Annotated in this window: 8 protein-coding genes; all 8 read left to right on the top strand. The window is 32.2% G+C overall.

Annotation, left to right across the window (positions count from 1 at the left end):
* Nucleotides 1-1752 precede the first annotated feature (1752 nt).
* The 8 genes from ACWIB3_RS11900 (at nucleotide 1753) to ACWIB3_RS11865 (ending at nucleotide 11480) form a co-directional block, all read left to right on the top strand.
* Nucleotides 1753-2256: an RNA polymerase sigma factor gene (locus ACWIB3_RS11900; protein ID WP_313258371.1), complete on the top strand. Its 504-nt coding sequence runs from the start codon at nucleotides 1753-1755 to the stop codon at nucleotides 2254-2256.
* A gap of 863 nt (nucleotides 2257-3119) precedes the next feature.
* Entirely contained in the window at nucleotides 3120-3941 is an 822-nt protein-coding gene (locus ACWIB3_RS11895; RefSeq protein WP_254529241.1) for a helix-turn-helix domain-containing protein, read from the top strand.
* Nucleotides 3942-4603: 662 nt separating this feature from the next.
* Nucleotides 4604-4954 (top strand): response regulator, encoded by a 351-nt coding sequence (locus ACWIB3_RS11890; RefSeq protein WP_454291673.1) that lies wholly within the window; start codon nucleotides 4604-4606, stop codon nucleotides 4952-4954.
* 195 nt (nucleotides 4955-5149) lie between these two features.
* Entirely contained in the window at nucleotides 5150-6127 is a 978-nt protein-coding gene (locus tag ACWIB3_RS11885) for a histidine kinase dimerization/phospho-acceptor domain-containing protein (protein WP_454291672.1), read from the top strand.
* Complete coding sequence (locus tag ACWIB3_RS11880) at nucleotides 6120-6500, top strand: response regulator (protein ID WP_454291671.1); 381 nt, start codon at nucleotides 6120-6122, stop codon at nucleotides 6498-6500. Before ACWIB3_RS11885 ends, ACWIB3_RS11880 begins: the two co-directional genes overlap by 8 nt.
* Nucleotides 6501-7259: 759 nt before the next feature.
* Entirely contained in the window at nucleotides 7260-7754 is a 495-nt protein-coding gene (locus tag ACWIB3_RS11875) for a hypothetical protein (protein WP_139185418.1), read from the top strand.
* Between the two features lie 413 nt (nucleotides 7755-8167).
* Entirely contained in the window at nucleotides 8168-9832 is a 1665-nt protein-coding gene (locus ACWIB3_RS11870; protein WP_454291670.1) for a hypothetical protein, read from the top strand.
* A 277-nt stretch (nucleotides 9833-10109) separates the two neighbouring features.
* The gene (locus ACWIB3_RS11865) at nucleotides 10110-11480 is read left to right on the top strand and encodes a glycoside hydrolase family 140 protein (protein WP_093095666.1); all 1371 of its coding nucleotides are present in this window, start codon (nucleotides 10110-10112) and stop codon (nucleotides 11478-11480) included.
* The last annotated feature ends 4918 nt before the right edge of the window (nucleotides 11481-16398 follow it).

Below are 16398 nucleotides of genomic sequence, written 5' to 3'. Positions count from 1 at the left end.
AATCTTATCAATTGATGGGGGATTAAATGAAAAAGATGTAGATAAATTACAAAAACCCAATAGAAATATATCTATTGGGTTAATAAAAACAATTCTGGTACTTATGAGACTATGGAATAATCTTATATGGAAGTAAGATAAGGCAAATAAATGAAATAACAAAAGTACTATGATCATATTAAGATGAGTCCTAGCCTAATCATAAACTTAAGCCTACTAATTCCATTATGAAATAATATACGCTTTAAATTATTGGACAGTATCATGAGGCTACTTGGTGAAAACGATTGTGTTCATAAAGAGCAGAGGGTAAGGTGATTAAGAGCTCGACCTTTGAGAGGTATCAACATAAAATAAAAAACCCAGTGGTTTTCCCTCTCCACTGGGAATTCAAACCGAATATCGGCATATTATCTGCCTTATCTTTTTCAAAGATAAAAAACCTTGGGGAAATGGCAAGGATACATATAACAAATATCAACCCAATGGATCACCCTGTTCCATTGGGCATGACTTACAATAAACTATAAATATGAATGTCATTTAAAGGTATCAGAAAAAAAAATGATGGAAGGTTTTCAATGAATTAAGATAATCAGATCTATTGTAAGTTAGCATAACATTATGCTTGCATTTTAAGAATCATATATTATCAAAGAAAATATGAGATATAAATTATTATTCAAATAAAGAAACCAACAGCAGGGGACGCTATTGGTTTCCCAACAATTATAATATAATTAACGTTATTAAATATAGGAAATAAATAACAAAACCCAATGGAGTTCCTATCCATTGGGTCGAAACAGAGCTTAATCAGATAAACGATTAAGTCATTAAAGTTAATAAAAATATACAAAGAAGCCCAACACCTGGACCATTGTTGGGCTGAAGAAACCTTGAAACACACCATTTGGGATGGAGTTTCAAAGAGTTACTAAATTATGTTTATAGTGAATTCAAGCTTTATTAATTTAAGAAAGATAAGAGAATACTCTATACAAGCCTAAATAGTATTTTAACCGTGTAGTCCAATGGCTACTATTTCCTTAATATTGTTAATAATTCATCGAAAAACGGGAAATACTAAATCTATTTATTTAGGGTAACGAAGTTTATAATTGGAATTCGGGAATTCCTGAACAAAAAATTGTTGATATTTGTATTTTCAATACTTTTGTAAGGTGTAATTTGATAGGGTAAGTAGTCTAAAATCGGATAAAATTTTGTCCAGGGAGATTTATTTGAAGCTTAGGAAAGTGCCATGATTACTCCATTTCCTGCTTGTTTTTTGACTCTATCCTCTTGCGATCTTTTATTTACCCTGGTGGTGGAATTTGCCCAAGGCCTAATTATTAAAAAAATTAAGTGGTCAATTAATAATAATCGTCTTAATTCCTAACTTCGACCAATATCAAAATCAGACTTGTTTCATACCTTTTTTTATCATTGAAGGGATAATCGTTTATCAAGTTAATAAGATTGCTCATTTTACCCTCTTTCTTCCTTGGCAATATTCTTTGTTAACAAATGATAATATGAATAATGTTATTCATATTATCAAAGATTAAGAAGGGATTGAACTGCAGGTTTTTTTCTTTTGGCACATAGATTGCAAAAGTATTTACTATACAACCATTAAAAACTTTTTTTGACTGGAATTTGTACGTGCAGTTTAATTTTAGTGTTGAATAATCAAAACCATCCCTGTCAAGGGATGTTTTGCATCAGGTTTAAATAATCTTTTTTATCATGAACAAAAATTTTATTAAAAATGAGGTGTTGATTCATACAGACACCCTATTACAATATGCGAACAAATTTACCAAAGATCAAGAAGAAGCTGAAGATCTACTCCAGGAAACCTTGATTAAAGTTTTGAAATACCAGGATAGCTTTGAAAAGAATACTAACCTGTTAGGGTGGGTTTATACTATTATGAAGAACATTTTTATTAATGGGTGTCGAAAAAAGGTTTTAGAAAAAAATTACTTGTCAAAAGTTCAATCTATTGGAGAAACATTAAAGCAACAAAGCAATAACAAATGCTTAGATAATTTTATGAGAGAAGATTTGAATTTGGTTTTAAGATCGATTCCAGAAAAATACTACATACCATTTATGATGTTTTTTGAAGGGTATAAATACTATGAAATCGCCGACCACCTAGGATTGCCGGAAGGAACTATAAAGACTCGAATACACACTGCTCGGAAACTTTTGAAGCAGAGGTTAAAAAGTTACAGGCAAACTTAATATCACTTAGTCAAGACGGGAAATAGGTCGCTGCAGGTATGTCTCTATAATTTTTGATAATTTGGTTTAACTAAATTAATAGTTTCTCATTGGATTGAAATTTAATATTTCTGCCATATCGCATAAATCAGACAAAACCTTACGATTATATATTTATCTTAATTTATGGGACTAAGAATAAAAAAAACTAACACCATGTGCAAGTTCTATAAAAATGCCACCTATTTTTGGGGTTTTAGGTGGCATTGGAGTCAAATACATCATTATTTCTAAATAAAACAGCATTTTTAATGAAATGGTTTTGGATTTTCTTTAAAAGAACTCTGGTAGTGTAATTAGCTATATCTAAACATAACCATAGTTTATACTTCTATAGTCTAATAGCCAAGCCTAAACATATAAATTTCTGATTTCATTTAATATGATTTCAATTTAGGTCGGATTCTTTAAATCTCAGCAAATATTTGACGTTATTTAAATACTCAAGTCATAGTTGATTTCCAAAACTAATAACCATTATCAATTTGGGTTTATTGATTATTTAATTTTTTGAGCCATACGTCCAGGTTCATTCTTTTAAAATATCTTAATATTGTCCTACTTAAAAAATGCTTATAATAAATCTAAATAAAATTCTAATTCCATGATAATATCCTGGTGCAATTTTTAATGTTGGATAAATTTTAAACCCCATAATCAATTAAAAATCTTAACTGCATTCTATTTTTCAACTTAGAAATCTATTCAAACTATTGGTAAAGTTATCATGTCTTGGTGATATGTTATACGGAGGATTGACTGGACTTTTATATTAAAGATCAATTTTGGTTAAATTTTTGTTAGCAATTAAGTTTAGCCTGTTTATGAGTAAAAAGAACCTATGTTTTCTGGTAAATGGAAAAGACCTGATTGAAATGGAGGACAGTAATCTAGCTACTTTCCTTACATATGATATTCTTGAGGTTTCAAAAATTTTGGAAACTGCTCCGTCCCAATATGTGCTCGACTCTAGGATCTTTTGTCCACCCATTCTTGAAAGGGAAAGTATCTGTCCTATTTCCGAGTATTTCTTTTTTGATATTGCATTATTCCAAGACAGTCATATAGAAGCGATTTTTAAAGGCAGGGAAAGTGATGTCCATTATTTCCGAATATCCAAAAAGGAGTTCCAACACTTAAGGGCTATGAATGATATGATCAAAACCTATCAGCGAAGTGATGAGGAATCCAGGTATTTGATTATATCTAACCTATTAAAAAACAACGTTCTTCATTTGAAGCATACATTTGAAAAGCAAAAAAGTTGGAGGATGGACGATACTGAAGTCAATATGGTCTCAGTGACGTACGTAAATATTGCCGATAAATTTAAAAAACTCGTTTCTCTCCACTCAACAAGGCATAAAGGAATTCATTTCTATGCAGAGTCTCTTAACATTACCGTTAGGACATTGTCATCCGTTACGAAAAAAGTCCTTAATTGTACTCCTAAAGAAATAATAGATGGATTTATCATGGATCTAGGAAAAAAAATGCTCGAAGATCCATTATTATCTATTAAGGAAATTTCGCAGAAATTGGGTTTCATCTCACCCAACGGATTCTGCATGTACTTTAAAAAAATATATGGAAATCCACCTTCTACATATAGAAAATGGATGCTAGGAGACCAGCCCCATTTATAAAATCTAGCCTGATAGATTTATTTTACGATATCATATTTTTTATGTGAAATATGTTTATTGTTTTTCTAAATACTTATTTTATTTGGCTTTAACATCCCGTTCTGGCCAAAATTTTGTATGAAAAATGCCACCTAACTTTTCATCTTCTATTAATAGGTGAAATAATTTAGATCTAATTGTCGACAATTCTCAAATAAAATTGCAATGTTGTCTTGAAATCAATTAGGTATTTAGAGAAGTAAAGTATTTTCTAGTTAAGGTAATTAAGGGGCTTATATGAGTTGATATAGGTTAAAAGTTTATATTGCGGATCGTACAAAAAATTTCAAATTGAATTCCCGAGCTCATGAAAAGACTCTTAGGGCGTACAGATTTCGGAAAATCAATTAACTATTCTGGAAAATTGAATATAAATACATTGATAAGCAATTTAATTTTGTTTTCTTGAAAAGTAATTTTTGACGCAGATTTTGATTTAAGCAATTTGTTATTATCAATAGTTATTAGGTAATGGTTAATTTGAGATTTAACTAATTTACGCGATTGATGGTTTAGAAAAGTAAAATTGAAAAATACTTCAAAAACTATAATTAATTATTAGGTGCATATATGATAACAAATAATCGCCATGCGTCATTTTATTTTTTATTATTCATACGGATATGAACAAGAAAATATTTATCTGTGAGGACAATATTCATGTCCTTAATGCAATTATGGATGTTCTTTCGGTGACAGGAGCTGAGTTAATCGCTGAATTGGATAGTACAAGGGCATTGGAGAGAATGATTACTATCCGTCCTGATGTTCTAATTTGTGACATTGAGATGCCAATTGTCTCAGGTTCTGAATTAATAAGATTAATCCGGAAATCTGAGATTTTAAACAATGTATTTGTTCTCGGTATTTCGGCATCGCACAATGGAAAAGAAGCATCCATGTTAGCGGGAGCCAATGCATTTATTGAAAAACCCTTTGATATCTGCGATTTTATGGCTGCTTTGCCTTTTTAACCACAGAGGTTTAATTTTTGTTGATTATTATTTGTAAATATTTTCTTTGTCGCGGTCAAATAGCGGTTTTATCAATATTAATTTACAAATAAGGCTTGGAGGAACTTCCTTAGGAATTGTTTCCCTTAGTTTTAGAAGATATGCTTTCTAATGATTTTTTAAGATATATATCCATTAACATAACTAAGCAATATATTGAATTTTGAGTATTCGAACTTGTTCAAATGGCTGGGAGTGCCCTGCGTGATCATTCTTCCCAATGTACCTGAATTCACCATCATTGACGCCAATGAGGCGTACCTCGACTTGGTCGATCTTAATAGTCAGCATGTGATTTCAAAAGGTTTTTTTTCTGTATTCCCTATCTCAGAATTTATAGACGAATTGGAATGGGAAACACTTTTTGATGAAGTCCTCAAGGAGAAACGGTTTGTTTCCAGGGGAATTAAGACCTGGTTAGATCCCCATGAAAAGAAGACATCAATTGAAAATGTGAAATACTTCGAAATAACCCATTTCCCTGTTTTTGATCAGGATGGAGAAGCATTGGTTATTGTTCGTTCATTAATTGATGTAACTGACTATATTATAGACAGGAGACTCCTGAGCGAGGCGCAGTTTGACGTAAGGTTTGGAAATTGGTGGATCAATATCGAGAAACGAACAATCAAGTGGTCGGTTGGTATGAATGAGCTGTTTGAGACAGGAAAAGAGTTTCTGCCAAATTTTGAAAACGTGAAACAATTTTATCTCCATGCTGACGATGAAGTTTTATTCATGGCACAGCTCTTTGAAGCAATTAGAAACAAGAGGATACTTAAGACTTTTGTTTCCGTAAGGACCCGGAGTGGAAAATTGAGGCGGCTTAAGGTGGTGGGAAAACCAGATCATTTGGGTGACGCGTGCATCGGTATCCATGGTACTGCAATAGATGTTACCAAGCAGCATGAGGACCAAAATATACTAAAGGAAATGTACTTTCTCCATAACCATGAACTTAGGGCTCCCCTTGCCCGCATCATCGGCCTGGCTGAACACCTCAGGAGAGAAGGTAGCCATGATCAGCGATCCGAATTTTTACTTGAGGCTTTATTAGATTCAGCAAATGAACTGGATAGGATAATACGTCAAATAGTTGATCGAGAAGAGCAAAAAGGAGAGAAAGATGTTTAGGATCATTTTGGTTGATGACGACAAAATCTCATCCTTTCTCTTGGAAAAGATGTTGGAATACCTAAAGATGGGAAATGTTTTCGAAAAATTTCTCAATGGGTCAGAGTTCCTAAACTGGTTAGACCTTCAACAAGACCATGACCATAGCTACCTTGTTTTCTTGGACATCATGATGCCGATTATGGATGGATGGGAAGTGATGGAACGGCTTAAAAGGCATAGATTATGCAAAAGGGTTTCTGTAATTATGGTCAGTTCGTCCCTAAGTCCATCGGATAGGAAAATGGCCATGGAAAATGGAATGGTCCTGGAGTATTTAACAAAACCTGTAAGGCTCAATGAATTGGAAAGATTGAGAACCTTTCTGGGTTAGGAATAGTAAATGTTGTTGATAAAATAAGTCATATGGGGGCAAATTATTTTTAAATTTCAAATGGAGGTTTTATGGGGGATTTTGCCTTATTTTTGGTTTCCATGAATCTTTAAGAGTCCAGTGTCGTTTGAGAAATAACATAATATTTATTGAGGGGCCTTCGGTTGACTACCTAGCTGATAGTTGATTGATATTTTACGCATTCTTATAGTTTTGTTGAAATGCTAAAAATCATCCCTTCATTTTTCTGGTACTATGTAGTAACTTTAAAGTGCTTGATCTTACTCTATCTAAATTTTATAAATTACCAGAAACCATTGAAATGGGAAAAGGTCAATCTGACTTTTTTTTAAAGCGGTTCATATTTAACCTAACCCTAGAATAAAAATATTGAACGCTTATTGAAATAAAAGATAAGTCAAATTTTTATTTAGAGTTTCAATTTGGGCTACAGTTTATTAAATCATAAATAGTTATTAAAATGAAATATAGACTAATAACTTTTAATAAACGCTAATGCATGGAATTAGTAGAAATCAAAATTATTATCGATCACAGATAGCGGGAAATTAACGCTAAAAATCATCCCCCTTCTTTCGTTATATATAGTAACGTCCAATCTTCTGTAATGAAAAACAACCATTAATCAAAGCGAAATGAATGATTATATGGGTTCTTGGGATCCAATTTGAACAATTCATTAAGTTTTCTTATTCCAATCCTATAATTTTCAACAATATTGATTTAATATTATTTAATTTGCAGCAAGAAATTAATGAAAAACATATGACCTTAGATGAAAGATTGAAAATTTTTAACGAATATTTTCATTATAAAGAACGTCCTGAACTATACGAGTTTGAAATCTCACCGGAGAAAATTGCCTATAGAAATGAAGCTTTGCGAAGTGGGGATAGAAATTTGTATTTAAAATATCTAACAGAAAAATATGCTGATAAATTAGAGAAAGAAATGGAGAGGTATGATCTTGCAGCACAAAACCTTGTCAAAGTTGATAGGGATTCAGCAAATGAATTATTTAATAGTTTTCAGGTCAACATGCTCAAATCTGACATCAGTTTTCTGGACAATGATGCAATTTATACGATGTATAAGGTTAGTCCAGAAAGTATAGAATTATTATTGGAAGGTTATCGAGAGGATCTTATTGATGTTTTCGTTCCAATTAATGAGGTTTTCCAAAATGGAAGAAAAGAAATTTATCTGGACAAAACCGGAATTTACGCCAATTGATAAGTTGCTGTTTGATTTCTAGTAACAGGGAGCTTTTGCATTAGGAGAATGTTTTAATTCCTAATCCCCTTGCCTTTTTTGATAACACTTAACATTTTATTCTATCCTTGGAAACATAATTAGTACCTCCCCAGGCTCTTTAATTGAGTCTGGGTTTTTTGAATTAGGTTCGCTATCCAATAGATCCGGAATTGTTCAACCTCCGACATTTTCCGCATTTTCTAGGGGCTCCATAGTTTTACCAAGGAGGTTACTGCTGATGAATATAACGATGAAAATTTTCAACCGTCTAATCATGGATTATTATTTTGGTAGAACTGTACCAATTCTGTAAAAACAGGCACCTCTCAACTTGCAACACAAACAAAATCCTCATTTAGCTTGTTATTTATCTGATGAGGAACAAAAAAAAAGTGCAAATTTGGAAAATCAGCATCGTTATTCTATCGACTCTGGTTTTATTGTTGTTGGTCGGATCATATTTTGTTTCTCATAAGTTAAAACCTTTGCTAGGTAAAAGGTTGGAGGATACTATCGCCGAATATTCGAAAGGTCTTTACAGCATAAAATATAGCGATCTGGATCTAAACATTGCTGGTGGTTATTTGTCTTTGAAGGATGTAAGGCTTGTCCACGACAGTATTATATACAAGAATCTGGACATCTCCAAGCAAGCTCCAAACACCAGATTTCAAGGAAGAACAAATAGTTTGAGAGTAAGCGGCTTGAATCTTTGGGATATTTTGGTAAAGAAGAGAATCCAAATAAGTTCTATTGAGCTGGATTCATTAAAGTGTAAAGCTATTTTAAGGAGTCGTTCGTACAACATGGATAAATCAGAGAAAAATCTTTATGATAGGATAAAAAATCGTTTTAAGTCCATTGCTTTAGATGAATTCCGGGTGAATTCCATTGATTTGGAGTTTGTGAATCTAAATAATGAAAAGAGAAATTCAATTACTGTCAATGGGGCAAATCTGACCGTGACGAAATTTTTGCTTGATGAACAATCTCTCAAAGACAGCATGCGTATTTTATATGCTAAGGACATTGCAATTCATATTCCAGAATTCACTACCGATTTGAAGAGAGCTCCCTATAAATTTAGAATAGAAGATTTCAGGTTTAGTTCTCAGGACGGAATGATGAATATTGGTAATTTAGCGCTTCAGCCTACTTTAAATTTGGAGAATTTTGCCAAGCAGGATAAACTCAATAAGCCAAGGATCGATATGAAAATCGATTCTATCCATATTACTGGTGTAAATAGCCAAAAGCTTTTGTTGGGAAAGATTTTTGAGGCTGACAGTATGCATGTTAAAGGGGGCCTATTTGAACTAGCAAAAGATAAACGATACCAAAAGGAAAATGTCTCTAAAATTGGTCAATCTCCTGCTCAGCAATTACTTGAGGTCGGCGTTCCCATTTCCATTAAAGGCGTCAAGGTTAGCCACATTGATCTGAGTTATGCGCAAATTAGTGACAAATATTTCAGAGAGGGGAAAATTGATTTCAAGAATATCAGCGGGACATTTCAGAATGTTAGTAATGTAGGATCTGTCCTACGTAAAAATAGAAATATGAATGTCGATTTGCAAGGAAGTGTTTATGGTCAAGGTCAGCTGAAAGTCCAATTTTCCTTTGACATGCTAAGCGATATCGGTAATTATTCTTATGCAGGCAAATTATCTGCCATGAAGGTTTCAGGGTATAACAGAATCTTAGAACCACTTCTCAACATTCGTTTGACGGAAGGCAATTTAAAAGCAATTACCTTTGACATGGAAGGAAATGACACCAAGAATTGGGGGGAATTCAATTTTGAATATGACCATCTGAAAGTTGAATTACTTAAGGATCCAGGTAAGGGTAGAGGTAAAAAAGGGATCTTATCATTTATTGCCAATAAATTCTTTATCAACGACAGTAACCCTGATGCAAATGGTAAACTCCATGTAGCTCAGGTGGATTATGATCGAAATCCAAATCATCCCTTTTTCAAGGTGGTTTGGAAAAGCCTATTGCAAGGGATAATTGAATGTACTGGGACAGATTCCAAATACTTTCCTGGTATTTAATATAAGTAACATATCTAAAAAAGAAGCCCCCTTGTATGGTCTTAATTCAAGCTCATTTCTTAAAATTGGTCAAATGGAGGAATTGAACCAACTACTTTTTTAGGATTTCAGCATTTAGCTTACTTATGACCCTCGTGCGAATCACAAAGGATTTTCATTAACAGTCTTCAGAAAATCTTTAGATAATAAATATTAACAACGTTGTGTTTAAACGAATCTTACCGTTATTTGAATTAGAAAGTTTTTCCGCTAGAATTAAACATATATTTTGAAAACCATGAAAACCTATTTTGTCTTCATTATATCAACTTTATCGATACTACCTTCCATCTTCGCTCAAGAAATTAAATGGAATGGACCTTCCGTTGATTTCTCACATGGTAAATTAGTAGTAGATTCTAGCCGGAGATTTTTGGCCTTTGAAGATGGGGACCATTTTCCCTATTTTGGTGATACTGCATGGGAATTATTTCATCGACTTGATAAGAAAAGTACGGAAACGTATTTAGAAAATCGGCGACAGAAAGGATTTACGGTAATTCAAGCGGTAATTCTTGCGGAATTAGATGGATTGGTTGTTCCAAATAGTGAGGGGAATGTACCTCTTTTAGGAAGAGATCCTAGTCACCCCAACGAGAATTATTTTAAACATATTGATTGGGTTGTGGAACGTGCATGTGAAAAGGGGCTTTTTATTGGTCTGCTACCAACTTGGGGTGATAAGGTTGATAAAAAATGGGGGATAGGTCCAGAAATATTCACTGAAAAAAATGCCTTTGAATATGGGGAATTTTTGGGCCAGAGATACAAAAGTCACCCTAACATTATATGGATAATGGGAGGTGATAGGTCTGGAGGCGGGAAAAACTTTGATATTTGGTGCTCCATGGCGGAAGGTATTAAATCGATGGATAACGAACATTTAATGACCTATCACCCAATAGGTGAACGAAGTTCTGCTGAATGGTTTCATAATGAGGATTGGTTGGATTTTAATATGGTTCAGACTGGCCATGCCAAACGCACATCAGAAATTTATAGGCGTATCTTAGTGCCTGATTATCATCGCGTACCTGTAAAACCTATCATGGATGCAGAACCTCGGTATGAAAATCATCCTGTTAACTGGAACCCTAATGAATTAGGTTGGTTCGATGATGTGGATGTGAGGCAGTCGCTATACTGGTCAATATTTTCTGGTGGGTTTGGTTATACATACGGATGCCATTCGATCTGGCAAATGCGTGATGAGTCCAATGAACCCGTTGGTTTTGCAAGAAGTTTTTGGACTGACGATTTAGATCTAGAAGGGGCTTGGGATATCATCCATGCACGTAATCTCCTAGGTTCGAGAAAAGCTAACCAAATGAAACCGTTTCCAGAATTGATTCTGAATACTGATGGAGCAGATACTGATTGGACAGTTGCTTCAACGGGAAATGATTTCGCTATGGTTTATCTACCCAATGGTACGGATGTGATCTTGAATTTACCCGTACTTGATCGAATTGAGATTGAGACTGTCTGGTATAACCCACGCAATGGTAATTGGTTGACTAAAAAGAAGTTGAAAGGAAATGACATTGCCAAATTCTCTGCTCCTTCAAGAGGACGTGGAAATGATTGGATTCTGGTGCTCGACTTTTAACCTATAGATCGGCTTATAGTAGATTTAATCTTTAGGTCGTTCCAGAGGTTTATTTCTTAGAGGAAATAGGGATTATTAAGTATTTTGATAATCTTATATAATATCAGTCATTGATAAGCAGTTATTTTCACTTTAGTCTAACATTGGATACGTGTTGAACAATTTATTATGTTTTGCAAGCAGAAATATACCCAAACGAATTTCTTATTCAGGAGGTTATAGCAAATTGATAATTAACACATCCTATTAATTAGGGTAATTTGCGAAACTAATGTAAAATTTATCCAATAATCTATTGACATTTGATTTCTTAACCTCAAAAAAACCTGATAGGAAATATCCCATCAGGTTTCTTGATTTTCCTTTAAATGGTTGTATAGAGGATTTATCATAATTTACTAAAAAACGTTGAAAATTGCAATTAAAGATTTGATTTAGATAAAAATTATATCTTCATTGTCGCGAATTAAAATTATCATTTTAGTCAATTAAAAGGAGCGTCAATAGGTTGTGGTCTTAGTGGTTGTTAAAGATAGAATCTCAAATCATCAATAATAATATGAATGTTGGCGTCCTTCGGCCAAGCAGCCCAAGCAAAATTCTTTTTTCAGCCAAGTTCAGTATGGGGCAATTTAAGTTAGCCTTGGAGTAGAGCATTTTTGAGGAGTCCATAGCTAGGTGTGCTCGGCATGTACTATCGCATGATTCTACCTAACTAAGAATATATGTGTTTTTTCTTTGTGAATAAGCTGGACATTTGTGAAAGTGTAATGCAGGGAGAAAGATGAATTTTATTAATTTTCTTTATTAAAGGCCAATAAACACATATAGTTTGGAACTAGAAATCAAGAATTTTTTCATGACCATTTGAATATGGATAAAGTTAGGGGAGAAGAAAGCCTACATGACCTAAGTGCAATAAAAAGCTCAGCAATAAAATCACTGAGCCACCTGAGATTAAAAACCTATGAGAGGTTTGCATATTGCAAAGGTTAAGTTAAGGATAATAATTAAAAAAACCAATAACGAAAAAGTTATTGGTTAGCCTTATTTGATCAAATGTAAAAAATTGAACTTGTCAAATATAACAATCTTACCCAATGAACGTCCCTTTCCATTGGGTAAGATTGATAATAAAATGTATTTATGATTATACAATAAAGCTAGGAGAAATAATTTGAATAAAAAAGCCCAAAAGCAAAAGCAGTTGGGCACAAACCGATCTATTGTAGAATTAATACTTAAAGATAACAAATAAAAATAAAATTCAATAGCGGGAAATGCTATTGGGTAAAAATCTAATTTTACTATCTGTGATATTATGAGATAATCTGTAACCTGTTTTTTTTTCTTGAAAAAAATCTTGGTGAAACAAAAAACCAGCGGTGATCCCTCTCCACTGTGAAGATTAGGTGCTGACTTTTATGAGTTACTTAAAATTACTAATTAACTTATAAATAAAACAATGCCCAATAGCGGGGGACGCCATTGGGCACAAACCAATTATTCTAGAATTAAGGAGCTTAAAGGTACCAATTATATATATCCCATGCAATAACGTTTGTTCTAGTCAGGATTGTAAATAAACCGATATGTAATATAATAATTAGGCTTGATAAAGAGATTTTAATAATTCGGCTTTGCAGAAGTTGAATATTACGTAAGAATGGTCCGTATAGGTAATTATTCAGCTGGTTGAAATATAATAATAGACTAAAAGAAAGTAAATACCGATTGTCCAATCTGGAAAATAAAAAAGACAGTCTGTTTAAATCTAATTAACCTTTATCTAAATTAAAATTTGATGAATGGCATATAGAAATGTGAATTAATATTTGGACGAATACTTTGTTGTCATTATCGAATAGTATATAGAATACGAATTTTTCTCTTTCATTCCTTCTTGAAATTTTCGACGGAAATATTAAGAACAAAATGATAGAAGAGATTTGGAGTAAATAGAATTAAAAATAAAAAGTTACCGGAAATAATCATCCAATGAAAAAAAACAACCGTATCCACGGCATTGAGCTTTTAGAATATAGTAGAGGGGTCTGTTGTAAGATTAAAAATAAAAGGGATCCCTGATCAGATGTACACATAAAAATCCCAATGGATTCATCCAATTCATTGGGAATGATTATCAACAAGCTATTTTTTGGAAGACAATTTAAGAGAAGCAAAAACAATAGAGATCAAAGAGTCCAATAATATATATTGTACATTGTGGAGGCTTCTGGACAAAACCTTAATAGAGATCAAATTAGGCAATGAAACTAAAAAAGCCCATTGAAATTTTCCCAATGGGCCAAACTAAAAAACAAACTACATTTTATGATACATTAAAAGAGCATAAATTATGGAATAAATTTAAAACCAGAACATTCCGGCAGAAGATCCGGACCTAATTTATTTTAATATTCGCTTTTTAAAGCATTTTTATAAATGTATCAAATAATATGGGAAATAAATCACGGTAATGTGAATGTTGCAAATAGAAAAATCTCAACAATTGAGGTCCATTGGGTGAATTATTCAGAAATTGACCTTGAAAAGAAAAAATAATAGATATCAATTAAATTTTAGGAAAAGAATTTCGAAGGTAAAATTGAAATAAACTGATAGAATCCAAACGGAGCAGTTATTTATGGACGCTTTGGAAAGACCCGAAACTAACAGACGGTATACACACCTTCTATGCAATGTGACGAGGTTAATTTCTAAATTTTTATCAATTTTTACCAAGTTCTGTCCATTTGTCGACAGGTTTTATAAATTACAAGAAAATTGGTCACAAATTATGAAGATTAACATAGGATTTGATTTTAATGTCCATTGGGAAATTCCTTGAAGTTCATTTTTTGGCTTTTAGTCGTTATGATTATTGTTAAATACAATATTTCTTTTCTCACGTATTTCATCTTCGAGTGAAAATTTTTCTTTAAAATATAGGGGATACTTCTAATGGATTTAATCTTACAATTAAGCAAATATTAAGCGCGTAATTATCGTTTTTATTATTTAAAATTGAATTAAATTTCATCCAAATGTTTGTCAATGGAACAAAAAAAAGATAAAATAGAATTCCTTACAGAATTCTACGAGAAGAGATATGCAGAAAGAAATTTCAGGTTCAGGTCAAATGAACTAAATAGCATTTTGGATCCTAATGTTCTTGAAAATATGATCATTGAAATTTCACGGCATACAGAATTCCGAGCAATGAAATTTCGTGATAAGGAAGGCATTTATTTTGTTATCTGTAAATTATAAAGTTAGCAAATGTGGGAAAATCCTTCCTGAACAATTTTTCCAAATTAGTGAATGAATGAGAATGACGTTTGTTTCCATATCCATTTAAACTTAATAAATTGTGGTAAAGTGGAGTCACCACCATTAGCCTTGAAAATAATTATTGTTTTTTCTAGCTTCTGTTGAAAAAATTTAATTCTTATGAGGACATGGAAAGGAAAGTTTTAACTTTTGTCTTTGATCAAGAGAGCCTATGTCGATAACTATTTTGGACAAGTAGTGAAAAAATATTAATTTGGTGGCATATTAGGATGAAACAAAACCTCATTTTTGCTGCCTTTGCACTTTTACTCTTTCTACTGATTTCCATTGGACTAAATGTATTTCTGATAAAAAAAACAGATCAATTGAGAAAGGAAATTGATATGAGAGACTCTCTGATGGATCAAGCATTTGAAAAATCAAAAATAATATTAGAAAACCTTAATAATACCAATCCAATATATTGAACAAGCTGAATACTAGGATAAGTTGTTTTTAAAGGATAATTTCTCTCAGGTAAATATATCTCAAATACAATTCTGTGATTTTTGAAAACTAATAGGAATAATCACAGGATTCTTATTGTATATGACTTGTCTTTTGGAATATTATGGTTTATTCATAATTAATGATTGTATAAAATCCTGCAATTCAATTCAAGAAAATTACGAGCGAACATCTCTTGGATAACCTATTCCCAAAAAGGTATTGGGAATATTCAAAATTTCAATTTTGAGATTAAAAAAACAGGAAAATCGGGAATATTTTATATTGGATACGAAAAAAATCATTTTCAAATTACCCTAAAAAGGAAAGAAAATTAAACCAATCTGAAGAGTAAGGAATAGAATTATTTGTGCATATCAAAAATTCGCTTCCAGCAAATCAATTCAAGAGGTAAATGATGATATTTTAGGAATTTTATTAGGATTACAATTCAAAACCAATATTTAATAATACAGTGTATTGATCGCGGTCGGATAAGCAAATCCTTGAAAAATACAAAACCATTTATTCCCACATCCGTTTAATATAAGTTTTAAAATGAAACAGTGGAATCATTTTTGGTAATTTAGATCGGAAAATAAAAAAACCTAACATGAGGCTAATCCGTTAGGTTTTTTTTGATTTTCCTTTAATGGTTGTACAAAGAGAACTTAAATATAAGTAAAAGCCCTGAAAATTCAAATCAGGGCTTTTAATATTTGAACAATGTTACTTTATGAACATTTAAATATAAATAAGTTTTTACTTATTTTTTTATCAAAGTGAAACTATTATAATATGTGATATTATTAAGTTTTTGAAATCTGGAATCATCCACGGCCATGATCCATCAATAACTTTATTCATATTCGAATGTATTAATTGTATTAAAGAAATTTAAAGACTAAAGTTTCTGTACTATGTATGAAAAAAGTTCAAATTTTATTTTGTTTGGCATACTATTTTCCTTTGATTGATCTTTCTACAATCGCTTATCATTGGTTAAGGTCTAATAGATCAATCATTTGAAGGAGATTGGAAATGAATAGGGATTAGGACCATTCTTTGCGTGTCCATCAGGTTTAAAAGAGAAAAGTATTGATTGAAGCGATTTGTAAAATTACCACTGCCACCACGG

The organism is Sphingobacterium sp. NPDC055431 (genome assembly GCF_053644255.1).
This window is presented reverse-complemented; position numbering and strand designations above follow the sequence as displayed.